Below are 22,492 nucleotides of genomic sequence, written 5' to 3' on the forward strand. Positions count from 1 at the left end.
CCCGCCGCACGCTTACGCGCCATGGGCCGGCCCCCCGAGGAGGGGGACCGGCCCATGGCGCGTACCGGGGTCCGTGCCGGGCGGGTCAGCCCGGGTGCGGGGTCCAGAACTCGGTGAGGGTGGCCGAGCCGGGCTCCAGGCTCTTCCAGGGGCCGGTGAAGGTCAGCAGGGCGACGGCGGCGGTGGGGAAGCCGCGGCGGCCGACGAGGGCGGCGGCCTCCGGCTCGGCGCTGCCGGCGAGGATCTCGGTGATGCCCTGGACCCCCGGGTTGTGGCCGATCAGGACGAGGTCCTGGACGTCGTCGTCGACCTCGTTGAGCACGGCGATCAGCTCGCCGGGCGAGGCCTCGTAGACCCGCTCCTCGTAGACGGTCCTCGGGCGCCGGGGCAGTTCGGCGACGGCCAGGCGCCAGGTCTCGCGGGTGCGGGTGGCGGTGGAGCAGAGGGCCAGGCCGAAGGGGAGGCCGGTGGCGGCGAGCCGGCTGCCGGCGGCGGGGGCGTCGAGGCGGCCCCGGTCGGTCAGCGGGCGCTCGTGGTCGCTGCTGTCGGACCATTCGGCCTTGGCGTGGCGGACGACGGCGATGGTGCGGACGGGGGACGGTCCGGGGGTGGTCCCGGTGGACGACTCAGCGGCACTCATGATTCCCAGCTTCGCACGAAACGGGGGGTGCGGCGCAGGGAGTTGGCCCCTCGCTCCCCTTCCGGGTAACGGTGTTCCCCAAGATCAGCCGGGGTGGTGGCCGAGGCTCTGCTGGACCCGCTCCAGCAGCTGCGGCAGGACGGGGTCGCCGCTCGCGGAGGCGGCGGTGGGCCCGAAGGCGAGCAGCAGCAGCACGGCGAAGGTGAGCGCGGGCAGGACCAGGGCCCACCAGGGCAGACCGGCGTGGGCGGAGGACGGGGCGGGGGTCCCGAGGGGCTCGGTCGTCGGGGCCTGCATGGCGCCTCCTGGCAGCGGTCGCACGCGTACATGACGGTGTGCGACGCCGGCGAGGGGGCCTGCGGAGCCCCGGTGCGGCCGCACGCTTCGAACGTACGCAGGTGAGGGTGCCGGGCCCATCAGGCGTTCCACCCAGTCGCCCCTGACGCTCGCCCCCTAGGGGACGGTGGGGCTGGCCCCACCCCCGCCGGAGACGGGGGCGGGGCGGTGGCCCCCGCGCCTCAGGGTGAGGCGATGGTGGCGATGATGCCGATGATCACGCTGATGCCGAGTATCAGGCTGAGCAGGCCGAGAAACTTGCGCTGCCCGTTCGGAGGGTTCGGTTCCAGTACGCCCATGGCCCCATTGTCGCAGCGCCGCCCGTCCCCGGTGGACCCGGGTCAGGCCCGTGCGGCGGCCTCGTCCTCGATGACGCGGTTCTTGCCCGCGAGGATGCCGGCGACGATCTGCGGCACCATCAGGGCGGCCATCAGCGCGATGGGCAGGCCCCAGCCGCCGCTGTGCTGGTAGAGGACGCCGACCAGGAGCGGGCCGGGGATGGAGATGAGGTAGCCGGTGCTCTGGGCGAAGGCGGAGAGCGAGGCGACCCCGGGGCCGGTCCTGGCGCGCATGCCGATCATGGTCAGGGCGAGCGGGAAGGCGCAGTTGGAGATGCCGAGCAGCACGGCCCAGAGCCAGGCACCGCCGACCGGCCAGAGGTAGAGCCCGGCGTAGCCGATGAGGCCGCAGGTGCCGAGGACGACCACGACCGGGCCCTGGCGGGGCAGGCGGGAGGCGACGCGGGGGATGACGAAGGCGAGCGGGATGCCCATGGCCATGGTGACGGCGAGCAGGATGCCGGCGGTGCCGGCGGCGACCCCGGCGTCGCGGAAGATCTGCGCCATCCACCCCATGGTGATGTAGGCACCGGTGGCCTGGAGGCCGAAGAAGACGGCGAGGGCCCAGGCGGTGGGGCTGCGGACCATGCTGAGCCTGGCGGCGGGCGCCCCGCCGGTGGGGGCGGGGGCGGCCTGTTCCTGCCGCTCGCGGACGAAGAGCAGCCAGGGCAGGACGGCGGCGACGCCGAGGGCGGCCCAGACCAGCAGGCCGAAGCGCCAGTCGTCGCCGAGGGCGCGGGTCAGCGGCACGGTGACGGCGGCCGCGGCGGAGGTGCCGACGGCCAGCGCCATGGAGTAGAGGCCGGTCATGGTGCCGACGCGGTCGGGGAACCAGCGCTTGACGATGACCGGCATCAGGACGTTGCTGACCGCGATGCCCATCAGGGCCAGCGCGCTGAAGAGCAGGAACGCCGGGGTGGTCCCGGTGAAGGGGCGGACCAGCAGGCCGGTCGCGATGGCGGCCATGCCGGCGCAGACCACGGCGGGCGGGCCGAAGCGGCGGGCCAGCCGGGGCGCCATGACGCCGAAGAGGGCGAAGCAGAGCGGGGGCACGGAGGTGAGGAGTCCGGCGACGCTGCCGCTCATGCCGAGCCCGTCGCGGACCTCTTCGAGGAGGGCGCCGAGGCTGGTGATGGCGGGGCGGAGGTTGAGCGCGGCGAGGACGACGGCGAGCGGCATGAGCCGCATCGCCCAGGTGCGCGCCGCGGGGGGTGCGGCGGGCTGCTGCTCGGTGGGTGCGGGCCGCTGGGGGGCGGGGGCCGTCCTCGTCTCGGTGTCGGTGTCCTCACGTGCCATGAGAGCCATCATAGATTCATGGGATGATTGGTTGTCCAATCGTCGTACGGTGCCTCCGGTCACCCGTGCCGCCCGCACGGCCCGGCCTCCGGCCGCCTTTCGATACCGTCTGTCTCCGCACCCCCTTCCGCCCCCGGCCGCCGCGACACCCCTCCGGCGCCGGGGCCCGACCGCACGAAGGTCCGACATGCCGCTGACTTCGCCCCGCCGCTCGGCCCTGTCCGAGCAGGTCATCGCCGAGCTGCGCCAGCAGATCACCTCCGGCGAGTGGCCGGTCGGCTCCCGCATCCCCACCGAGCCGGAGCTGGTCGAGCAGCTCGGGGTGGCCCGGAACACGGTGCGTGAGGCGGTGCGGGCCCTCGCCCACAACGGCCTGCTCGACATCCGGCAGGGCTCGGGGACCTACGTGGTCGCCGCCAGCGAACTGGCCGGGGTGATGCACCGCAGGTTCGCCGACGCCGACCCCCGGCACATCGCCGAACTGCGGGCCACCCTGGAGTCGACCGGCGCCGAGCTGGCCGCGGTCCGGCGTACCGAGAAGGACCTCAAACAGCTCGACGCGCTGCTGGGCCGCCGGGAGGACGCCTGGGAGTCGGGGGACGCGGAGCGGTTCGTGCAGGCGGACGCCACCTTCCACCTCGCGGTGGTCTCGGCCTCCCACAACGACGTGCTGACCGCGCTCTACGCCGACCTCGGCGAGGTGCTGCGGCACTGGCTGCGCGGCGACATCGGCGACCAGCTCCAGCCGGAGAACCACATGGACCACGACCGCCTGGTCGACGCGATCCGCGAGGGCGACGCGGAGCGGGCCGGGGCCGAGGCGGCCACCTACCCGCTGATGTGCCGGCCCGGACGGCTCTGGCAGCGCTGAGCCCGCCCGGGCCGCTCAGCGGGCGTGGCTGACCCAGGCGGTGTCGACCGCCTGCCAGCAGCGGCCGGTCAGCTTCACCGTGCGGGCGGGGCCGATCTCCCGGGCCGGACCGTCGGTGTCCAGGTCCCACCAGGCCGCGCACCGCAGGTGGAGCCGGACCTGGTCGGATTCGGGATACGGGTTGTGGCAGACGCCGGTGACCTCGGAGTCCTCGGTGATCACCCGGCAGTGGGCGCCGAAGGCGCGCGGGGGCGGGTCCTCGTCGGCCGCGTGCGCGGGGACGGCGGTCAGCAGCGGCAGGAGCAGCGCGAGCGCGGCCGCCACGGCGCGGGGACGACGGGCGGCGGGGCGGGGCGGGCTCGGGGACGCGTACACGGGAGGGACCTCCTCGGCCGTACTGCGCCCGGGCCCGGTGGGGCCGGGGCGCTGCTGCACCACAAGGGGTTACTCGTGCTCCACCCTGCGGCCCGGCCCCTCGCGCCGCCCGCCGGGCCACCCGAACGGGCGACGCCCCGCCACCCGCCGAGGTGCGGGGACGGGGCGTCGTCAGGGCGCCTACGCCGAGGTCAGGCTCCGATGGCGTGGAGGCCGCCGTCGACGTGGACGATCTCGCCGGTGGTCTTCGGGAACCAGTCGGAGAGCAGCGCCACGACACCGCGGGCGGCGGGCTCCGGGTCGCTCAGCTCCCAGGCGAGCGGGGAGCGCTCGTCCCAGACGGTGGCGAGGTCCTCGAAGCCGGGGATGGACTTGGCGGCCATGGAGCCGAGCGGTCCGGCGGAGACGAGGTTGCAGCGGATGTTCTTCGGGCCGAGGTCGCGGGCGAGGTAGCGGCTGGTGGACTCCAGGGCGGCCTTGGCGACACCCATCCAGTCGTACTTCGGCCAGGCGAGGGTGGCGTCGAAGGTGAGGCCGACGACCGAGCCGCCGCGCTTCTCCAGGAGCGGCAGCACCGCCATGGTGAGCGACTTCAGGGAGTACGCCGAGACGTGGACGGCGGTGCCGACCGACTCCCAGGGCGTGTTGAGGAAGTTGCCGCCCAGGGCGTCCTGCGGGGCGAAGCCGATGGAGTGCACGACGCCGTCGATCCCGGCGTCGTCGCCGTAGTGCTCGGCGACCTTGTCGGCGAGGGAGGCGAGCTGCTCCTCGTTCTGCACGTCCAGCTCGATGACGGGGACGGGCTTGGGGAGGCGCTTGGCGATGCGCTCCACCAGGGAGAGGCGGCCGAAGCCGGTGAGGACGACGTCGGCGCCCTCGTCCTGGGCGAGGCGGGCGACGTGGAAGGCGATCGACGCCTGGGTGATGACGCCGGTGACGATGATGCGCTTGCCTGCGAGAAGTCCACTCATGGCGATCAGTGACCCATGCCCAATCCGCCGTCAACGGGGATGACGGCTCCAGTGATGTACGCGGCGTCGTCGGAGGCGAGGAACCGGACGGCGGCGGCGATCTCCGCGGGCTGCGCGTAGCGGCCCAGCGGGACCTGTCCGACGATCCCGGCGCGCTGCTCGTCGGTGAGGACCTTGGTCATGTCCGTGTCGACGAAGCCCGGGGCGACGACGTTGAAGGTGATGTTGCGCGAGCCCAGCTCCCTGGCGAGGGAACGGGCGAAGCCGACCAGGCCGGCCTTGGAGGCGGCGTAGTTGGCCTGTCCGGCGGAGCCGAGGAGGCCCACGACGGAGGAGATCAGCACGACGCGTCCCTTGCGGGCGCGGAGCATCGCGCGGTTGGCGCGCTTGACCACGCGGAAGGTGCCGGTGAGGTTGGTGTCGAGGACGGAGGTGAAGTCCTCCTCGGACATCCGCATCAGCAGCTGGTCCTTGGTGACGCCGGCGTTGGCCACCAGTACCTCCACGGGCCCCTGCTTCTCCTCGATCTCCTTGTAGGCCTGCTCCACCTGTTCGGCGTCGGTGATGTCGCACCGGACGGCGAGGAAACCGGCGGGGGGCTCACCGGAGCGGTAGGTGATGGCGACGTTGTCGCCTGCGTCGGCGAAGGCCTGGGCGATGGCGAGGCCGATGCCCCGGTTGCCTCCGGTGACGAGTACCGAGCGGCTCAACGGACCACCCTTTCGGTTGCGGTTGTGCGGGCGCGACTACAGCCGAAAACCTATCGGTACGGACAGTGAACCGAAGAATCGGTCACCGACAGGGGCGTGCGGGCGGCACTGTCGGGTCTCTACAGTCCGGGCCGCGGTCCCGCCCGCGCGGGCGGTGGCGGCTCCACCGCGCTCCGGGGCGCCCATACACTGGCCGGGGGGTCGTGATTCCCCCTTCACCATCGTTCAAGGAGACAGTGGATCGTGACGGACATCGTCGACGAGCTGAAGTGGCGCGGGCTGTTCGCCCAGTCCACCGATGAAGACGCTCTGCGCAAGGCTCTCGCGGACGGGCCCGTCACCTTCTATTGCGGGTTCGACCCGACCGCGGCCAGCCTGCACGTCGGCCACCTGGTGCAGGTGCTGACCATGCGGCGGCTCCAGCAGGCCGGGCTCAGGCCGCTGGCGCTGGTCGGCGGCGCGACGGGCCAGATCGGCGACCCGCGCCCGACCGCCGAGCGCACGCTGAACTCCCCCGAGACCGTCGCGGAGTGGGTGAACCGGCTGCGCGACCAGATCGAGCCCTTCCTCGACTTCGACGCCTCGCTGCCCAACGCCGCCCGCATGGTCAACAACCTCGACTGGACCGCGAACCTCTCGGCCATCGAGTTCCTGCGGGACATCGGCAAGCACTTCCGGGTCAACAAGATGCTCACCAAGGAGTCGGTGGCCCGCCGCCTGGAGTCGCAGGAGGGCATCAGCTACACCGAGTTCAGCTACCAGCTCCTGCAGGGCATGGACTTCCTCCAGCTCTACCGGAACTACGGCTGCACCCTCCAGCAGGGCGGCAGCGACCAGTGGGGCAACCTCACGGCGGGCATCGACCTGATCCACCGCCTGGAGCCGGACGCCCAGGTGCACGCCCTGGCGACGCCGCTGATGACCAAGGCGGACGGCACCAAGTTCGGCAAGTCGGAGGGCGGCGCCATCTGGCTGAACGCCTCGATGACCACGCCGTACGCCTTCTACCAGTTCTGGCTCAACACCGACGACCGGGACGTCTCGCGGTACCTGCGCATCCTGTCGTTCCGCAGCCGCGAGGAGCTGGAGGAGCTGGAGAAGGTCACCGAGGAGCGGCCGCAGGCGCGGACCGCGCAGCGGGCGCTGGCCGAGGAGCTGACCACGCTGGTCCACGGCGAGGACGAGTGCCGGGCCGTGATCGCGGCCTCCAAGGCGCTCTTCGGCCAGGGCGAGCTGGCGGACCTCGACGCGGCGACGCTGGAGGCGGCCCTGTACGAGCTGCCGCACGTGCGGGCCGACGGCTTCGCCCCGGTGGTCGACCTGCTCGCCGAGACCGGCCTGGTGGCCAGCAAGTCGGCGGCGCGCCGGACGGTGAAGGAGGGCGGCGCCTACGTGAACAACGTCAAGGTGACCGCCGAGGACGCCGTCCCGGGCCCCGAGGACCTGCTGCACGGCCGGTGGCTGGTGGTGCGGCGCGGCAAGAAGAACCTGGCCGCCGTCGAGATCACCGGCTGACCCCGGGCGTACGCCTGCTGCCCCGGTCCCCTCGGAAGGGGGCCGGGGCAGCGGCGCCTGGGGGGCCGGGTCAGGTGCGTGGCCTGCCCTTGACCTTGGCCCAGAACATGTCGCCGATCCAGACGATGAGGACGGCACCGGCCAGCTGGAGCACGTGCCTGATCCAGTCGATGCCCTTGGTGTCCCCGACGCCGAGTCCGCTCGCCACGGAATTGCCGATGATGCTGCCGATGATTCCGCAGATCACCGTCAGCCAGATGGGGATCTGCTGCTTCCCGGGCAGGATCGCCTTGGCGAGCAGACCCAGGATCAGGCCGACGATGATGGCCCACAACCAGCTCATGTCTCCTCCTCGGGGAGGCGTACTGTCGCCCCAGTCTCCGCCCGGCGGGCGTTCGGCGCATGTCGGACATGGCCAACGGGCCACCCGCCGGTGCCCGCGCGGGCGGGCGGGCGTAATCTGAGGGCCGCCGGGGCGGTCTGGCTCCGGCGGACGGACCTGTTTCTCCCCGGGCCCCCGATGGAGCGAGGAAGGATGGCGGAGCGGATGCGGAAGCAACGCGGAGCCGAGGTCTTCCGGATCACCGGGGCCCGGCAGTCCCTCGCGGACGACGTGCGGGGCCGCCAGCGGCGCTATGTGATCGCGATGCTGGTGCGCACCCTGTCGGTGATCGCGGCGGCGGCCCTGTGGAACGTCGAGCGGTACGTGGCGGTCGTCGCCCTCGTCCTCGGCGTCCTCCTCCCCTACGTGGCGGTGGTGATCGCCAACGCCGGCCGGGAGAACGCGCCGGGGCTGCCCGACGCGTACGTACCCTCGGGCCTCAAGGCGCTGCCCTCGGGGTCCTACGAGCTGCCCCCGGCGGCCGGGCGGGAGTCCGCAGGGGCACGGAGCGAGGGCACAGCCCCCTCCGCCTGAGCGCGACCCGGGTGTGGACACCGGCAGACACCGGCTCTGATCAGGGGCGTTACCGGCTCTCCTGATCCGCTTCCCGGAAACCTCAAGAAAAGCTCAGATCAATCATGTTGTTCCGGTGCACCGCACCGGGTACCCCGTGACATACTTCGAAAGCGCTCCGCATCCCCCGTCGGAGCGACGGACCGACGCCGGGCAGCTCCCCCCGTGGCTGCCCGGCGTCGTTTTCCTTTCCCCCTCACCTCGGCTGACGACGCGTCAGGTGAGCGCCTCCGGAAGCTCCATCGGGACGGCGCGCAGGCTGCGGCCCCGCCGGTCGAGGACCCGTCCGACGTTCTTCTCGGTGCGCAGCACCATCACCCGGTCGTCGACGCGGAAGCGCAAGTGGGCCAGTTCCTGGACGAGATGGGCCTCCAGGGTGTGCACCTCGGGGACGCCGCGCAGCCACACGTCGAGGATCAGGTTGTGCGGACCGGCGGTGACGGTGCAGAGCCGCAGTTCGGGCAGGGTGCGCAGGGAGGCGGTGGCCGCGTCGAGGTGCTCGGCCGGGACCGAGGCGAAGTAGACCACCGAGACGGGCCAGCCGGTGAGCGGGCGGGCGAGGCTGCACCGCAGCACGAACTGGCCGCTGCCCACCAGCCGCCGCACCCGCCGGCCGACGGTGGCGACGCTGGTCCCCGCCCGTCGGGCCAGTTCGGCCAGCGGCATCCGCCCGTCCTCGCCGAGGGCGACCGCGATCCGCCGGTCGACGGCGGTGACCGGCTCGGGCCTGGCCGGGGCGGCGGGCGGGGCGAGCCGGGCGCGCTGCCCGGCCGACAGACTCCGCAGCCGCCAGCGGCTCCCCTCGAAGGGGGCGCCGGTGATGACGTGGGTACGGGTGAGGCGGACGCCGGGCAGGCCCGCGATCCGGCCGCCGATGTAGTCGACCAGCCCGTCCATGTCGTACGCCCAGACGATGGCGAGGAGGTCGCGGGCGCCGGAGGTGTGCTTGACGCTCATCGTCTCCGGGTCGTGGGCGATGATCCGGCCGATCTCCCAGGAGCGGTCGGCCTCGGTGACGATCTCGACCTGGGCGCGGACCTGCCCGTCGTCGGCGGGCGGCCAGTAGCCGTCGACCCAGGCGGTGCCGGAGTCGCTGAGCCGCTTCCAGCGGCGGGCCACCGTGGCGGCGTCGACGCCCAGCACCTCGCCGACCAGGGACCAGGGGGCGCGCGGCTGGATCTGGAGGGCGTTGACGACGGCGAGGTCCAGCTCGGTGAGGGCTGGCAGCGGCGCGTCGGCCGGTCCGGGCGGCGCGGCGGGCCTTGGCCAGAGCCTCTCCGGGGCCGCCCACGGCTGATCGGTCTGCCGCTCCCGGGAGCCCGGGCTGATCGATTCCTGCATTGGATCTCTTCCTGTGACCGGATCAGGCGATTACACCGTGTCGTGACCCTGGCGTTCCAGCGTGCTCCGTCACACGCACGTTCCGGCGTGGAGGCGAGGACCGCTCCTTTTCGCGGCCGTCGCCTTCCCCCACCGGCTGGAGAAGGAGTCACCTGTGACCACCGCCACCCCCCTCAGGATTACCGGCGCCCGCATCGTGGACGGCACCGGCGCCGCCCCCGTCACCGACGGGGTGGTGTGCGCGGACGCGGACGGCGTGCTGCGGTACGTCGGTCCGGCGGCGGGGGCGCCCGCGGCGGCCCCCGGCGACCGGGTCGTGGACGTCGCCGGGCGGACCGTGCTGCCCGGCTTCATCGACTGCCACGTCCACCTCGGCGTGGAGACCGCCAAGGACCTGGGCAACCGGGTACGGCTCGATCCGACGGTGGAGGTCTTCCGGACCGCCGAGCGGATGCGGCGCACCCTGGAGGCGGGCATCACCACCGTGCGCGACCTGGGCGGCCTGCCCGCCGGGTACCGCACGGCCGTCGAGACGGGGCTGGCCGTCGGCCCGCGCATCCGGACCGCCGTGCGGCTGCTCGGGCACACCGGCGGCCACTCGGACTTCACCCTGCCCGGCGGCTTCGACCCCTCGGCGGGGCTGAGCGAGATCGCCGACTCCCCCGACGAGGTGCGGGTGGCGGTGCGGCGGCTGCTGCGGGACGGCGCGGACGTGATCAAGCTCTGCGCCACCGGCGGCATGAGCAGCCCGCACGACCACCCCGACGACGAGGGGCTCAGCGAGGAGGAGATCCGCACCGTCGTCGACGAGGTCTCCCGGCACGGCGGCCGGCCGGTGGCCGCGCACGCGCAGGGCACGGCGGGCATCCTCAACGCCATCCGCGGCGGCGTCACCAGCGTCGAGCACGGCTACGGCCTGGACGCGCACGCCCGGGAACTGGCGGGCGAGCGCGGCACGTACGTGGTGCCGACCCTCTCCACGGTCTTCGACGGCATCGACCGCAGCCGGATGGAGCCCTCGCACTACGAGAAGAAGGTCCGCTGGTCGGGGGTGACCAAGGAGAACATCTCGGCGGCCATCGCCGACGGCGTGAGGATCGCCCTGGGCACCGACTCCGCGATGGTCCCGCACGGCCGGAACCTGCGGGAGCTGATGCACCTGGTGGCGCTCGGCATGTCCCCCGCGGACGCCATCGCCGCCGGGACCCGCGTCGCCGCCGAACTGCTCGGCGTCCAGGACCGCGCCGGGACGCTGGAGGCCGGCAAGGAGGCCGACCTCGTGGTCTGCGACGGCGACCCGCTGGCCGACGTCGCCGCGCTCGCCGACCCCGCCTCGGTCCGCCTGGTCGCCCAGTCCGGCGTGATCCGCAAGGACACCCTGCCGCGCGGCTGACCCCCTGAACGGGGCGCCGGGTGCGGCAGGGAACCGCCCGCCGCACCCGGCCGCCCACCACCCGCACCACGACCAGCCCGCACCGCTGTCACCCCGCTGTCACCCCCACCCCCGTCCCCGACCTCGAAAGGCCGCCGCAGTGCAGGACACCGCCACCGCGCCCGACACCCGGGCCGGACGCCTACTCGACCGGCTGATGACCGGCCTGGAGCGCTTCGGCAACAAGCTGCCCCACCCCTTCTACCTCTTCACCGTCCTCTTCCTGGTGCTCGGTGTCGTCTCCACCGTCCTGGCCGCCACCGGCGCCGGGGTCACGGTGCCCGGCACCGAGGAGCGCCTGGAGGTGAAGGGGCTCTTCTCCGGCGCCGGGATCAGCTGGCTGCTGGAGAACGCGCTGGTCAACTTCACCGGCTTCCCGCCGCTCGGCACCGTGCTGCTGATGATGATGGCGGTCGGCGTGGCCGAGCGGGCCGGTCTGCTGGAGACCGCCGTCCGCGCCACCATCGCCCGCGCCCCGGTCCGCGTGCTGCCGTACGTGGTGGCGTTCGTCGCCTGCCAGGCGCACGTGATGAGCGACATCGCGATGCTCGTCATCCCGCCGCTGGCCGCCCTCGCCTTCCGGGCCGCCGGGCGCAACCCGGTGGCGGGGCTGATCGGCGCGTTCGCCTGCGTCTGCGCCGGTTACGCGGCCGGCTTCACCGTCGGCGCGCTGGACGCGCTCTACGTGGGCATCACCGAGAAGGCCGCCCAGGTGCTGCCGATGGGCGCCGAGATGGCCACCCATCTGCTGGTGAACTACTTCTTCACCGCCTCGGCCAGCCTCCTGCTGGCGCTGGTCGGCGGGCTGCTGATCACCAAGGTGCTGGAGCCGCGGCTGCCGCAGCCGACCGGCGACGGTTCGGCCCCGGAGGGCGAGGAGGAGCACTCGGGCGAGGTCACCCCGCTCCAGATGCGCGCGCTGCTGGCGGCGGGCGCCGCCGTCGCCCTCTACGCGGCGGTCGTGCTGACGGTGTGGCTGATGCCGGGCAGCCCGCTGCGCGGGGAGGGCGGAGCACTGGTCCCCTCCCCCGTGCTGACCGGTGTGGTGCCGCTGCTCTTCGGCGCCTTCCTGATCGGCGGCGTGGTCTACGGCGTGGTGGCCCGCACGGTGAAGCAGGCGGCGGACGTGCCGCGGATGATGGCCGAGTCGGTGACCGGCATGGCCTCGTACATCGTGCTGATCCTGGTGATCGCGCAGTTCATCGCGGTCTTCAACTGGTCGAACGTCGGCACGCTGCTGGCCGTGGAGAGCGCGGAGCTGCTGGAGTCGGTGGGGCTGACCGGCTTCACCGCGGTGGTCCTCTTCGTCCTGCTGGTGACGGTGCTGAACCTCTTCATCACCTCGGGTTCGGCCCTGTGGTCGCTGATGGCGCCGGTCTTCGTGCCGACCTTCATGCTGCTCGGCATGGAGCCGGCCTTCACCCAGGCCGCGTTCCGCATCGCCGACTCCGCGACGCAGATGATCACCCCGCTCAACCCGTACCTCTTCCTCGCCCTCGCGCTGCTGAAGCGGTACGAGCCCAGCGCGCAGCTCGGCACGCTGATGTCCCGGCTCGCCATCTTCGTGGTGCCGTTCCTGGTGACCTGGCTGGCGGTGCTGGGGCTCTTCTACGCCTTCGACCTGCCACTGGGGCCGGGGGCGGGAATTCACCTGGAGTAGGAGAGTTAGGGTCGCGGGTGTGAATCTCCCCGACTTTCCCGGGCCCCTCGGCGGCGCCCGGCAGCCCGACGCCGTGATCTGTTCGGCGAAGGGGTGCCGGGCCGCCGCCGTCTGGGTGCTGGCCTGGAACAACCCGAAGCTGCACACCCCCGAGCGCCGCAAGACCTGGCTGGCCTGCGAGGAGCACCGCGAGCACCTCTCGCAGTTCCTGGGGGTGCGCGGCTTCCTCAAGGACGTGGTGCCGCTCGCCGACTGGGAGGCGCCGGACCAGGGGGTGTCAGACACCCCCTAGCGCTGAGTCAGCCGCCGATGGCGGACATGGGGCGCTGGGGCTGGAGGAAGGAAGGGTCGTCGAGACCCGAGCCGGCCTTCTTGCCCCACATCGCCTGCCGCCAGATTCGGGCCAGTTCCTCGTCGGGGGCGCCCGAGCGCAGCGCGGCCCGCAGGTCGGTCTCCTCGGAGGCGAAGAGGCAGGTGCGGATCTGGCCGTCGGCGGTGAGCCGGGTGCGGTCGCAGGCGGCGCAGAACGGCCGGGTGACCGAGCCGATGACGCCGACGCGGTGCGGGCCGCCGTCGACCAGCCAGCGTTCGGCGGGGGCGGAGCCGCGCTCGCCGGCCTCCTCCTCGGTGAGGGTGAAGCGGGTGCGCAGCGAGGCGAGGATGTCCCCGGCGGTGATCATGCCCTCGCGCTTCCAGCCGTGCTGGGCGTCGAGCGGCATCTGCTCGATGAAGCGCAGCTCGTAGTCGTGCGCGACGGCCCAGGCGAGCAGGTCGGGGGCCTCGTCGGCGTTGTGGCCGGGCATGAGGACGGAGTTGACCTTGACGGGGGTCAGGCCGGCCTCGTGGGCGGCGGCGAGTCCGGCGAGGACGTCCTTGTGGCGGTCGCGCCGGGTGAGGGTCTTGAAGACCTCGGGCCGCAGGGTGTCCAGGGAGACGTTGACCCGGTCGAGGCCGGCCTCCTTCAGCGCGGCCGCGGTGCGGCCGAGGCCGATGCCGTTGGTGGTGAGGGAGAGCTGCGGCCGGGGTTCGAGGGCGGCGCACTCCTGGACGATGCCGACCAGGCCGGGGCGGAGCAGCGGCTCGCCGCCGGTGAAGCGGACCTCGGTGACGCCGAGGGCGGTGACCGCGACGCGGACCAGCCGCACGATCTCCTCGTCGGTCAGCAGATCGGGCTTGGCCAGCCAGCTGAGTCCCTCCTCCGGCATGCAGTACGTGCAGCGGAGGTTGCACCGGTCGGTGAGGGAGACGCGCAGGTCGGTGGCGACTCGGCCGTAGGTGTCGATGAGCATCTGCCGCGCCAGCTCCCGTGATCGTCGTTCGGTTACTTCCTGGCGAGCGTACGCGAGCCGGGGCCGAACGGCAGAGGCCCGATTCGCACGAGAAGGGGGCACGCACGGGGCGGCCGGGTCGTGGGGATCTCCACGACCCGGCCGCCCGGGGGTGTCACGTCCCGGCGCCGGTCACCGGCCGTGGGGGCCGGTGGGCGCGCCGGGGGCGGGTCAGTGCGCGCCGGTACCGGTCAGCGAGCGGACCTCCAGCTCGGCGTACTTCTCCTTGTCCGGGGTCTCCTTCGACAGCATCGTGCCGAGCCAGCCGAGCAGGAAGCCCAGCGGGATGGAGATGAGGCCGGGGTTCTCCAGCGGGAACCAGGCGAAGTCGACGCCCGGGAACATCGAGGTCTCCTTGCCGGAGACGACCGGCGAGAAGAGGACCAGCAGCACCGAGGAGGCGAGGCCGCCGTAGATCGACCACAGCGCGCCCTGGGTGGTGAAGCGCTTCCAGAAGAGGCTGTAGAGGATCGTCGGGAGGTTGGCCGAGGCGGCGACCGCGAAGGCGAGGGCGACCAGTCCGGCGACGTTGAGGTCGCGGGCGAGGGCGCCGAGCGCGATGGAGACGATGCCGATGGCGACGGTGGCCCAGCGCGCGGCGCGGACCTCCTCCTTGTCGGTGGCCTCGCCCTTGCGGATGACGTTGGCGTAGATGTCGTGGGCGAACGACGAGGACGAGGCGAGGGTGAGCCCGGCGACCACCGCGAGGATGGTGGCGAAGGCGACCGCGGAGATGGTGGCGAGCAGGATCGCGCCCCACGTCGAGTCGACGCCGCCGATGTGCAGGGCGAGCAGGGGCGCGGCCGTGTTGCCCGCCTTGTTGGAGCTGGTGATCTCCTCGGGCGAGATGAGCGCGGCGGCGCCGAAGCCGAGGGCGATGGTCATCAGGTAGAAGGCGCCGATGATGCCGATGGCCCAGTTGACCGACTTCCGGGCGGCCTTGGCGGTCGGCACCGTGTAGAAGCGGATCAGGATGTGCGGCAGGCCGGCGGTGCCGAGGACCAGGGCGATGCCGAGCGAGAGGAAGTCCAGCTTCGAGGTGGGCGTGAGGCCGTACTTGAGGCCGGGTTCCAGGAAGGCGGCGCCGTGGCCGCTGTTCTCGGCGGCCGTGCCCAGGAGGTCGGAGATGTTGAAGTTGAACTTCAGCAGGACCAGGAAGGTGATGAGCAGGGTGCCGAAGATGAGCAGGACGGCCTTGACCATCTGCACCCAGGTGGTGCCCTTCATGCCGCCGATCGTCACGTAGACGATCATCAGGACGCCGACCAGGGCGACGATGAGGATCTTGCCGCTGTCGCTGGTGATGCCGAGGAGCAGCGAGACGAGGACGCCGGCGCCGGCCATCTGGGCGAGCAGGTAGAAGATCGAGACGACGATGGTCGAGGTGCCGGCGGCGGTGCGGACCGGGCGCTGGCGCATCCGGTAGGCGAGGACGTCACCCATCGTGTAGCGGCCGGAGTTGCGCAGCGGTTCGGCGACCAGCAGCAGCGCCACCAGCCAGGCGACGAGGAAGCCGATGGAGTAGAGGAAGCCGTCGTAGCCGAAGAGGGCGATGGCGCCGGCGATGCCGAGGAACGAGGCGGCCGACATGTAGTCGCCGGAGACGGCGAGGCCGTTCTGGAAGCCGGTGAACTGGCGGCCGCCGGCGTAGAAGTCGGAGGCGTTCTTGGTCTGGCGGCCGGCCCACACGGTGATGAAGAGGGTGGCGACGACGAAGAGGCCGAAGAGGGTGATGATCAGCGGGCGGTGCTGGCTGGCCTCGTTGGCGGCCAGGTCGACCGCTCCTGCCGCGAGCGTGGTCGTGGTGCTCATGCGTCGCCCTCCAGACGGGCCTTGATCGCCTCGGCGCGCGGGTCGAGCTTCTTCGCGGCGTGCTGGGAGTACCACCAGGCGATGAGGAAGGTGGTGGCGAACTGGCCGAGTCCGAGGACGAGGGCCACGTTGATGTTGCCGAAGAGCTTGGTGCCCATGAAGCCGCCCGCGTAGTTCGAGAGCAGCACGTAGAGCAGGTACCACAGGACGAAGGCGATCGTCAGGGGGAAGGCGAAGGAGCGGTGGGCCCGGCGGAGTTCGCCGAACTCCGCGCTTTCCTGCGCCTCCACGAACGCCGCCGTCGAGGGCATGGCAGGGGGCTTGTCGGGCGCTTCGCCCTTCGACGGGGGAGAGGCTTCGGTAGCCACGGAATCTCCTCGCGGTGCGGGTGCGGTGGTCGGTGACGGGTCCACCGGGCCGGTCGGTTCTGTCGGGACCGAGGGGCCCGGCAGCCCGGTCGTGCCGGACGGAAGGGGTCGTTCAGCGGGGGTGGGCATGGTGGTGCGCGGACCTCGCAGTGATGTGGATCACGCGACGGTTGGCGATGCTAGGTGGCCGGGGCGTGATCCGTAAGGGGTTGGACCAGGGGCTTTCCTCGAAGCGGCGAGACGGGCCGCCGAGAACACCTCTGGCTCTTGTCCCCTGCACAACGTCACGGCGGCGCGGCCGAAGTGGTTCACGGCGAAGTTGATTTCTTCCTGAAGACCATTGCTGGCCGCGCGCCTTGGTGATTGGCTGCGTTCTGCACACGCGTCATGTACCTGCCCAGGCGCCGCGATTCGGCATGCCGGGCGGTCGGTCCACGGTGCACGAACGCCGGGTCCTCCGCACGACTCCGGTCGACCGGGGGGTCCACGCGTCCTGGCGGCCGGGTGGTGCGCCCTCCTTACAGAATTCGGAGAGCCTCATGACCGCTTCCTCCGCACGCGCACGCCGCGCGTTCGCCCTCCCGATGGGACTGGCGGTGGCCTCGTCCCTCGTCCTGGTCCCCGTCACGACGGCCACGGCCGCCGAGGCCGCGCCGGTCGCCACCACGGCCACCACCGCCGCCGGGGGCGAGCAGACCAGCTACGTGGTGAACATCCTCCCCGGCAAGCTCGCCGCGGCCCTCGCCGAGAGAGCGATAACCAAGGCCGGCGGCACCGTCGTCAAGGCGTACGAGAAGATCGGCGTCGTCGTGGTGCACTCGGCCCGGGCCGACTTCGCCGAGAAGATCCGCAAGGTGCCCGGCGTGCAGAGCGCGGGCGCGACCCGGACCACGCCGCTCGCCGCCCAGTCCACCGACGACATGGGCGCCCCGGTGGAGCTGAGCGAGAAGCAGCTGGACGCCGCGTCCGCCAAGGCCGAGGGCGACGAGGACCCGCTGCAGGGCCTCCAGTGGGACCTGCCGGCCATCAAGGCCGACAAGGCGCACCAGAAGTCGCTCGGTTCGAGCAAGGTGACCGTCGCCGTCATCGACACCGGCGTGGACGACACCCACCCGGACCTGGCCCCCAACTTCGACCGTGCGGCCTCGGTCAACTGCGTCGGCGGCGTGCCGGACACCACGGACGGCGCCTGGCGCCCGCAGCCCGGCGAGAGCGCGCACGGCACGCACGTGGCGGGCGAGATCGCCGCGGCCAAGAACGGCATCGGCATGACCGGGGTCGCCCCGGGCGTGAAGGTCTCCGGCATCAAGGTGTCGCAGCCCGACGGCTACTTCTACACCGAGGCCGTGGTCTGCGGCTTCATGTGGGCGGCCGAGCACGGCGTCGACGTCACCAACAACAGCTATTACACCGACCCGTGGATGTTCAACTGCACGGACGACCCGGACCAGAAGGCGCTGGTCCACGCGGTCGGCCGGGCCACCGCGTACGCGGAGCTGAAGGGCGCGGTCAACATCGCCTCGGCCGGCAACTCCAAGCTGGACCTGGCCGCCGACACGCTGCCGGACGCCACCAGCCCCAACGACTCGACCCCGGTCGACCGTGAGATCGACCCGAGCACCTGCCTGGACATCCCGGCCCAGCTGCCCGGCGTCGTGACGGTCTCCGCCACCGGTGCGAAGAACCTCAAGTCGTCGTACTCCAACTACGGCAAGGGCGTCATCGACATCACCGCCCCCGGCGGCGACTCGACCGCCCGCCAGGCCCCCGAGGCCCCGGCCGTCGACGGCCGCATCCTCGGCACCCTGCCGGGCGGCGGCTACGGCTACATGATGGGCACCTCGATGGCGGGCCCGCACGTCGCGGGCGTCGCCGCGCTGATCAAGTCGACCCACCCGAAGGCCCCGGCCTTCCAGGTCAAGGCGCTGCTGAAGGCCCAGGCCGACACGCTGGCCTGCCCGGAGCCGTACGACCTCGACGGTGACGGCGTCAACGACGCGGTCTGCGAGGGCGGCAAGTCCGGTGCCGGCTTCTACGGCGCGGGCATGGCCGACGCGCTGGACGCGGTCACCAAGCGCTGAGCCGGGCGCCGGGCCGACACCCGGCGCTCACCCCGGTCAGGGCCTGGGCCCGGGCGGCGGGAGCGGGACGACGGCGGCGACGCCGGAGTCCCGCCCCTCCCCCGGGCCTTCGCACGCCCGCGCGGCAGGATGGCCGCATGACCGACGACGACCTGGTACGTGAGCTGTGGGCGGCGCTCGACGGCCCGCCCGACGCGCCGGAGCGGATCACCCGGGACCGCGCGCCGACCGCGCTGGACCGGGCCGCGCTGCCCGCCGCCGCGCTGGCCCGCGCCACCGTGGCCGTCTGCTCGCTCGCCGCGGCCGAGCTGGCGGCGGCCCGGAGCGGCGGCCCCGTGCCCCGGGTGCGGGTGTCCGACCGGGCGGTGGACGGCGCGTTCCGCAGCGACCGGCTGGTGCGGCTGGACGACCGCGCGCCCGTCACCTTCGCCCCGCTCTCCGGTTTCTGGCGGGCCGCCGACGGCTGGGTCCGCACCCACGCCAACTACCCGCACCACCGTGCCCGGCTCCTCGGCGCGCTCGGGCTGCCCCAGAGCGCCGGGCCGTCCGAGCTGGCCGCCGTACTCGCCGGACGGGACGCCGCCGCCACCGAGGAGGCGGTGTACGCGGCGGGCGGCCTCGCCGTCGCCCTCCGGGACCGCGACACCTGGGCCCGCCACCCGCAGGGCGTGGCCGCGGCCGCCCAGCCCCTGGCCGGGCGCCGGCCGCTCGCGCCGGGCGGCGCGCCGCTGCCGCCGCCGGGCCGGGAGCCGGGGTACGCGGCGGCCGGGCTGCGGGTGCTGGACCTCACCCGGGTGCTGGCCGGGCCCGTCGCCACCCGCACCCTGGCGCTGCTCGGCGCGGAGGTGCTGCGGCTGGACGCGCCGTGGCTGCCGGAGAGCCAGGACGCGCTGGACGACACCGGGATGGGCAAGCGCTCGGCCCGCCTCGACCTGGCCACCGCCGACGGCCGGGCGGCCTTCGGCCGTCTGCTGGAGAGGGCCGACGTGGTCGTCACCGGCTACCGGCCCGGCGCCCTGGAGGCGCTGGAGGGGATGGCCCCGGAGGAACTGGCGGCGGGCAGGCCGGGGCTGGTGATGGCCCAGCTCTCCGCGTGGGGGCGGACCGGCCCCTGGGCCGGGCGGCGGGGCTTCGACAGCCTGGTGCAGGCGGCGAGCGGCGTCGCCCTGGCCGAGCGGGCCGCCGGCCCGGCGGACACCCCGCCCGGCGCCCTGCCCGCCCAGGCCCTCGACCACGGCACCGGCTACCTCCTGGCGGCGGCGGTGCTGCGCGCCCTGACCCGGCGCCACCGCACCGGCGAGGGCTCCCTGCTGCGCCTGAGCCTGGCCCGCACCGCCCACACCCTGCTCCACACGGACGTACCGGTCCAGGCGCCGCCCCCGGTGCCGTACGTGGAACCGGTGCTGCGCGAGGCGGTCACCGGGCGGGGGCGGCTGCGGTACGCGCCGTCGCCGGTGGAGTTCGCGGACGGTCCCCGCGACTGGTCCCGGACACCGGGCCTGTGGGGAGCGGACGCGCCGTGCTGGGAGGAGCCGCCGCACTGAGCCGGAAGGGGGTCCTCCTGTTGAGCGCCGCGACTTGCCGTCCTCGCGCGGGCCCGGTGAAGATCCGGTGATGAGCTTCATACGCCCGCCCGCCGACGGCCCCGTCGGCACGTCCCGCCCCGCCGAGGGCGCCGCGCCGGCGCCCGGGGAGCACGGTGTCCGGCCCGGCCGGGTGGTCGCCCTGCCGTCGGCGACGGGGGCGGCGCGTGCGCTGGCCGTGGTGGGTCTGCTGACGCTCGGCGCGCTGATCCCGCTGCTCGGTCCCGGGGCGGCGCTGGAGGGGACCGGGGAGGCCCTCGCCCCGGCGGCCCGGCCGGTCGGGGTGTTGCGGACGGTGCTCTTCGCCGCCCTCTGCGTCCAGGCGGGCGAAATGTGGGTGGCGCGGATGGTCCCGGCGGTCCGGGGTGCCCCGGCCGGGCTGCTGCCGCGCGCCTGGTCGCCGGTGGCCGCCTGCTGCGGCCTTCTCGCGGCGGTGGCCCTCTCCGCGATCGTCGCCAACGGCAACATCTGGCCGCGCACCTGGTCCGAACTGCGCTTCGGCGAGCTGTACGGCACCGGGGACGGCGTGCTCGCCCTGCTGGAGATCAACGCCTTCGCGGCGGCCTGGCTGCTGGCGCTCTCCAGGCGGCCCGGACTCGCCGCGCTGCCGCTGGCGGTGCTGGTGGTGGCCGAGGCGGTGCGCGCCCACCCCGAGATCGAGACACCGCTGCTCGGCTCGGCCCTGACCCTGGTCCACCTGACGTGCGGCGCCCTGTGGGCGGGCGGCCTCCTCCAGGTGCTGCGCGTGCTGCGCCTCTGGCAGGGCCACGGCCTGCGGCAGCAGGGGGCGGCCCTGCTGGCCCGCTACGCCCGCGCCGCCGCCTGGCTCTTCGCGGCGGTCACCGTCACCGGCACCCTCTCCACGCTGCGCCGGATGGAGCCGCACACCGTGCTGGAACAACTCACGACGACCGGCTACGGGCGGACCCTGCTGGCCAAGCTGCTGCTCCTCGCCGTCGTCGCGGTGCTGGCGCTGCGGGCCCGGCGCCGCGCGGTCGCCGCCGGCGACCCGGGGGCGGTGTTCGCCCCGGGCCGCGCGGAGGTGGCACTGCTCGGCCTGGTGGTGGCGGTGTCGGCGCTGCTCACCGCCCTGCCCGTACCGATCCGCTGGTGAGCCCTCAGGCGTCCACCGCCGGCCGGTTCTCCTCGGGCACCGCCCCGGCACCCGGCGTCCGGGCGGCCCGGAGCACGCCCGTCACCAGCAGGTACTGCGCGGCCAGGTAGGTCGACATCACCCAGAAGTCGTGCGGGGCCGGGGTGTTCCACTCGGCGATGTTCATGGCGATCAGGGCGTCCGAGAGCAGGAAGAGCAGCCCGCCGGCGGCGGTGGCGGCGCCGAGCCGCAGCGCGCCGAAGGCCATCGCGGTGAGCAGCAGGCTGTACGCGGCGACCGGTATCCGCAGTCCGGCGGGGAGGTCGGGCCAGAGCAGCGCCACGAGCAGGACGAGGACGGCGGCGTAGGCGGCCCCGAGCGGCAGGACGTGGCGGGGCGTGGTGCCGTACCGGCGGAAGAGGAGCAGGTAGCAGACGTGGCCGAGGGCGAAGGAGCCCATGCCGAGGAGGAAGGCGGTGTCGTCCTCGAAGCGGAGCAGGGTGTCGCCGCCCCAGCCGAAGGCGGCGGCGGCGATGAGCAGCGGGGGGCCGCCGCGCACGGCGACCCAGGCGGCGAGGACGGAGAGCAGCAGCGGTTTGACCGTCAGATGCAGCTCCGGGTACCCGGCGAGCAGGCCGCCGAGGTCCAGGGCGACGACCACGGCGAAGGCGGCGAGCAGCAGGCGCGCGGCGTGGGCGCGGCGCGGGGTCAGCTGGGGCAGTGGGGTCGTCGTGTTCATCGGGTGGCCTCCGGGGCGAGGGGCGCGGCGGCCGGGGCGGGCGCGGCGGGCGGGTCGGGTGACCAGCCGGGGCCCCGGAAGACGCGGCCGGCCCGCTCGCGCCAGGTGGTGGCGGCGCGGACGTCCCGGGCGATGGCGGCGTACTCGTGGGTGGCGACGCGCAGCGGGTTGTAGGTCTCGATGTTCTTGGTGAGGCCGTAGACGGGGCGGACGGTCTCGGCGGCGAAGGAGCCGAAGAGGCGGTCCCAGACGATGAGGATGCCGCCGAAGTTGCGGTCCAGGTAGCCGCCCTGGGAGGCGTGGTGGACCCGGTGGTGGGAGGGGGTGTTGAAGAGGAACTCGACCGGGCGCGGCAGGCGGCCGATCCGCTCGGTGTGGATCCCGAACTGGTAGACGAGGTTGACCGAGGAGCAGAAGGCGAGCACCGCCGGGTGGACGCCGAGCAGGATCAGCGGCAGGTAGAAGGGCCAGGAGGTGAGGCTGGTCCAGGGCTGGCGGAGCGCGGTGGTGAGGTTGAACCGGCGGCTGGAGTGGTGCACCACGTGGCAGGCCCACAGGATGCGGATGACGTGGTGGCCCCGGTGCGACCAGTAGTAGAAGAAGTCCTGGGCGAGCAGGACCAGCGGCACCGTCCACCAGAGCACCGGGACGCGCAGCGGGGTCAGCTCGTACGCCAGGGTGTAGACGGCGACGACCGGGATCTTCCAGAGGAAGTCGAAGCCGAGGCTGCCGATCCCCATCGTGACGCTGGTGGCGGCGTCCTTGGTGTCGTACCCGGCCTGCTCCTCGTCGGGATGGAGGCGTACGGTCACGATCTCGACGACGGTCAGCAGGACGAAGGCGGGTATGGACCAGAGCACCACGTCGGGCAGGTTCGGCATGACCGCACGGTAAGGCGGCGCGCCGCCCGGCGGGAGGGGTCCGGCACGACAACTCTTACCGCAGGTAAGGGCGCTCCGGTTGGCGGATTCCACCAAGTACGCGCCCCCGCGTGCGCCCGCCTGACACTCCGTCCGCTCCGGTCTGTCGGCCGTACCCCGTATTCTCT

General features: G+C 73.3%; 23 protein-coding genes. 9 read left to right on the top strand and 14 right to left on the bottom strand.

Going from position 1 to position 22,492, the window contains the following annotated elements; genetic code table 11:
• Window positions 1-85: 85 nt before the first annotated feature.
• The 4 genes from IF45_RS0126815 to IF45_RS0126830 form a co-directional block, all read right to left on the bottom strand.
• The gene (locus tag IF45_RS0126815; protein ID WP_003947370.1) at window positions 86-640 is read right to left on the bottom strand and encodes a SixA phosphatase family protein; all 555 of its coding nucleotides are present in this window, start codon (window positions 638-640) and stop codon (window positions 86-88) included.
• 84 nt (window positions 641-724) lie between these two features.
• Window positions 725-937, bottom strand: a complete 213-nt coding sequence (locus IF45_RS0126820; RefSeq protein ID WP_030310024.1) for a hypothetical protein — start codon at window positions 935-937, stop codon at window positions 725-727.
• Window positions 938-1,158: 221 nt separating this feature from the next.
• The gene (locus tag IF45_RS34105; protein WP_003947372.1) at window positions 1,159-1,275 is read right to left on the bottom strand and encodes an SGM_5486 family transporter-associated protein; all 117 of its coding nucleotides are present in this window, start codon (window positions 1,273-1,275) and stop codon (window positions 1,159-1,161) included.
• A gap of 42 nt (window positions 1,276-1,317) precedes the next feature.
• Window positions 1,318-2,610, bottom strand: coding sequence for a CynX/NimT family MFS transporter (locus tag IF45_RS0126830; RefSeq protein ID WP_370443967.1), 1,293 nt, complete (start codon window positions 2,608-2,610; stop codon window positions 1,318-1,320).
• Between the two features lie 187 nt (window positions 2,611-2,797).
• Between IF45_RS0126830 and IF45_RS0126835 the strand changes: the two genes are divergently transcribed.
• The gene (locus IF45_RS0126835) at window positions 2,798-3,481 is read left to right on the top strand and encodes a FadR/GntR family transcriptional regulator (RefSeq protein ID WP_003947374.1); all 684 of its coding nucleotides are present in this window, start codon (window positions 2,798-2,800) and stop codon (window positions 3,479-3,481) included.
• Between the two features lie 15 nt (window positions 3,482-3,496).
• On the opposite strand, the gene IF45_RS0126840 is transcribed toward IF45_RS0126835, so the two are convergent.
• From IF45_RS0126840 to fabG, 3 genes are all read right to left on the bottom strand, one after another.
• Entirely contained in the window at window positions 3,497-3,856 is a 360-nt protein-coding gene (locus IF45_RS0126840; protein ID WP_030310028.1) for a hypothetical protein, read from the bottom strand.
• Between the two features lie 191 nt (window positions 3,857-4,047).
• A complete protein-coding gene (gene fabI, locus IF45_RS0126845; RefSeq protein WP_003947376.1) occupies window positions 4,048-4,827 on the bottom strand; it encodes an enoyl-ACP reductase FabI in 780 nt (259 codons plus the stop codon).
• A 5-nt stretch (window positions 4,828-4,832) separates the two neighbouring features.
• Entirely contained in the window at window positions 4,833-5,537 is a 705-nt protein-coding gene (gene fabG / locus IF45_RS0126850; RefSeq protein WP_003947377.1) for a 3-oxoacyl-[acyl-carrier-protein] reductase, read from the bottom strand.
• 243 nt (window positions 5,538-5,780) lie between these two features.
• Between fabG and tyrS the strand changes: the two genes are divergently transcribed.
• Window positions 5,781-7,052: a tyrosine--tRNA ligase gene (gene tyrS / locus IF45_RS0126855; RefSeq protein WP_003947378.1), complete on the top strand. Its 1,272-nt coding sequence runs from the start codon at window positions 5,781-5,783 to the stop codon at window positions 7,050-7,052.
• Between the two features lie 70 nt (window positions 7,053-7,122).
• Here the strand turns inward: tyrS and IF45_RS0126860 are convergent, their stop codons facing one another.
• Complete coding sequence (locus IF45_RS0126860) at window positions 7,123-7,395, bottom strand: GlsB/YeaQ/YmgE family stress response membrane protein (RefSeq protein WP_008403813.1); 273 nt, start codon at window positions 7,393-7,395, stop codon at window positions 7,123-7,125.
• A 192-nt stretch (window positions 7,396-7,587) separates the two neighbouring features.
• Between IF45_RS0126860 and IF45_RS0126865 the strand changes: the two genes are divergently transcribed.
• On the top strand, window positions 7,588-7,968 hold the full coding sequence (locus IF45_RS0126865) for a DUF3099 domain-containing protein (protein ID WP_015508080.1): 381 nt from the start codon (window positions 7,588-7,590) through the stop codon (window positions 7,966-7,968).
• A 255-nt stretch (window positions 7,969-8,223) separates the two neighbouring features.
• Here IF45_RS0126865 and IF45_RS0126870 read toward each other — a convergent pair whose 3' ends face one another.
• Entirely contained in the window at window positions 8,224-9,348 is a 1,125-nt protein-coding gene (locus tag IF45_RS0126870) for an Lrp/AsnC family transcriptional regulator (protein WP_015508079.1), read from the bottom strand.
• A gap of 154 nt (window positions 9,349-9,502) precedes the next feature.
• On the opposite strand from IF45_RS0126870, the gene IF45_RS0126875 reads away from it, so the two are divergent.
• From IF45_RS0126875 to IF45_RS0126885, 3 genes are all read left to right on the top strand, one after another.
• Window positions 9,503-10,741, top strand: coding sequence for a metal-dependent hydrolase family protein (locus IF45_RS0126875; protein ID WP_003947381.1), 1,239 nt, complete (start codon window positions 9,503-9,505; stop codon window positions 10,739-10,741).
• 139 nt (window positions 10,742-10,880) lie between these two features.
• Window positions 10,881-12,440, top strand: coding sequence for an AbgT family transporter (locus tag IF45_RS0126880; RefSeq protein WP_010636970.1), 1,560 nt, complete (start codon window positions 10,881-10,883; stop codon window positions 12,438-12,440).
• Between the two features lie 19 nt (window positions 12,441-12,459).
• On the top strand, window positions 12,460-12,732 hold the full coding sequence (locus IF45_RS0126885) for a hypothetical protein (protein WP_008403804.1): 273 nt from the start codon (window positions 12,460-12,462) through the stop codon (window positions 12,730-12,732).
• Window positions 12,733-12,739: 7 nt separating this feature from the next.
• Here the strand turns inward: IF45_RS0126885 and moaA are convergent, their stop codons facing one another.
• From moaA to IF45_RS0126900, 3 genes are all read right to left on the bottom strand, one after another.
• Entirely contained in the window at window positions 12,740-13,729 is a 990-nt protein-coding gene (moaA, locus tag IF45_RS0126890) for a GTP 3',8-cyclase MoaA (RefSeq protein ID WP_010636974.1), read from the bottom strand.
• 210 nt (window positions 13,730-13,939) lie between these two features.
• Window positions 13,940-15,580 carry a monocarboxylic acid transporter gene (locus IF45_RS0126895; RefSeq protein ID WP_003947385.1) on the bottom strand — a complete coding sequence of 547 codons (1,641 nt, stop codon included), beginning with the start codon at window positions 15,578-15,580 and terminating at the stop codon, window positions 13,940-13,942.
• Window positions 15,577-15,891 carry a DUF485 domain-containing protein gene (locus tag IF45_RS0126900; RefSeq protein ID WP_018470487.1) on the bottom strand — a complete coding sequence of 105 codons (315 nt, stop codon included), beginning with the start codon at window positions 15,889-15,891 and terminating at the stop codon, window positions 15,577-15,579. Before IF45_RS0126900 ends, IF45_RS0126895 begins: the two co-directional genes overlap by 4 nt.
• A gap of 596 nt (window positions 15,892-16,487) precedes the next feature.
• Between IF45_RS0126900 and IF45_RS0126905 the strand changes: the two genes are divergently transcribed.
• The 3 genes from IF45_RS0126905 to IF45_RS0126915 all read left to right on the top strand — a co-directional run bounded on the left by IF45_RS0126905 (window position 16,488) and on the right by IF45_RS0126915 (window position 20,726).
• Window positions 16,488-18,029: a S8 family peptidase gene (locus IF45_RS0126905; protein WP_010636980.1), complete on the top strand. Its 1,542-nt coding sequence runs from the start codon at window positions 16,488-16,490 to the stop codon at window positions 18,027-18,029.
• A 137-nt stretch (window positions 18,030-18,166) separates the two neighbouring features.
• A complete protein-coding gene (locus IF45_RS0126910; protein ID WP_030310031.1) occupies window positions 18,167-19,573 on the top strand; it encodes a CoA transferase in 1,407 nt (468 codons plus the stop codon).
• A 70-nt stretch (window positions 19,574-19,643) separates the two neighbouring features.
• Window positions 19,644-20,726 (top strand): CopD family protein, encoded by a 1,083-nt coding sequence (locus IF45_RS0126915; protein WP_003947389.1) that lies wholly within the window; start codon window positions 19,644-19,646, stop codon window positions 20,724-20,726.
• 4 nt (window positions 20,727-20,730) lie between these two features.
• On the opposite strand, the gene IF45_RS0126920 is transcribed toward IF45_RS0126915, so the two are convergent.
• Both IF45_RS0126920 and IF45_RS0126925 read right to left on the bottom strand, forming a co-directional pair.
• Window positions 20,731-21,444, bottom strand: coding sequence for a lysoplasmalogenase (locus IF45_RS0126920; RefSeq protein ID WP_030310033.1), 714 nt, complete (start codon window positions 21,442-21,444; stop codon window positions 20,731-20,733).
• Window positions 21,441-22,325, bottom strand: a complete 885-nt coding sequence (locus IF45_RS0126925; RefSeq protein ID WP_008403790.1) for a sterol desaturase family protein — start codon at window positions 22,323-22,325, stop codon at window positions 21,441-21,443. Before IF45_RS0126925 ends, IF45_RS0126920 begins: the two co-directional genes overlap by 4 nt.
• Between the last annotated feature and the right edge of the window lie 167 nt (window positions 22,326-22,492).

The sequence above is a fragment of the Streptomyces albidoflavus genome, from assembly GCF_000719955.1.
Classification (GTDB): Bacteria; Actinomycetota; Actinomycetes; order Streptomycetales; family Streptomycetaceae; genus Streptomyces; species Streptomyces albidoflavus.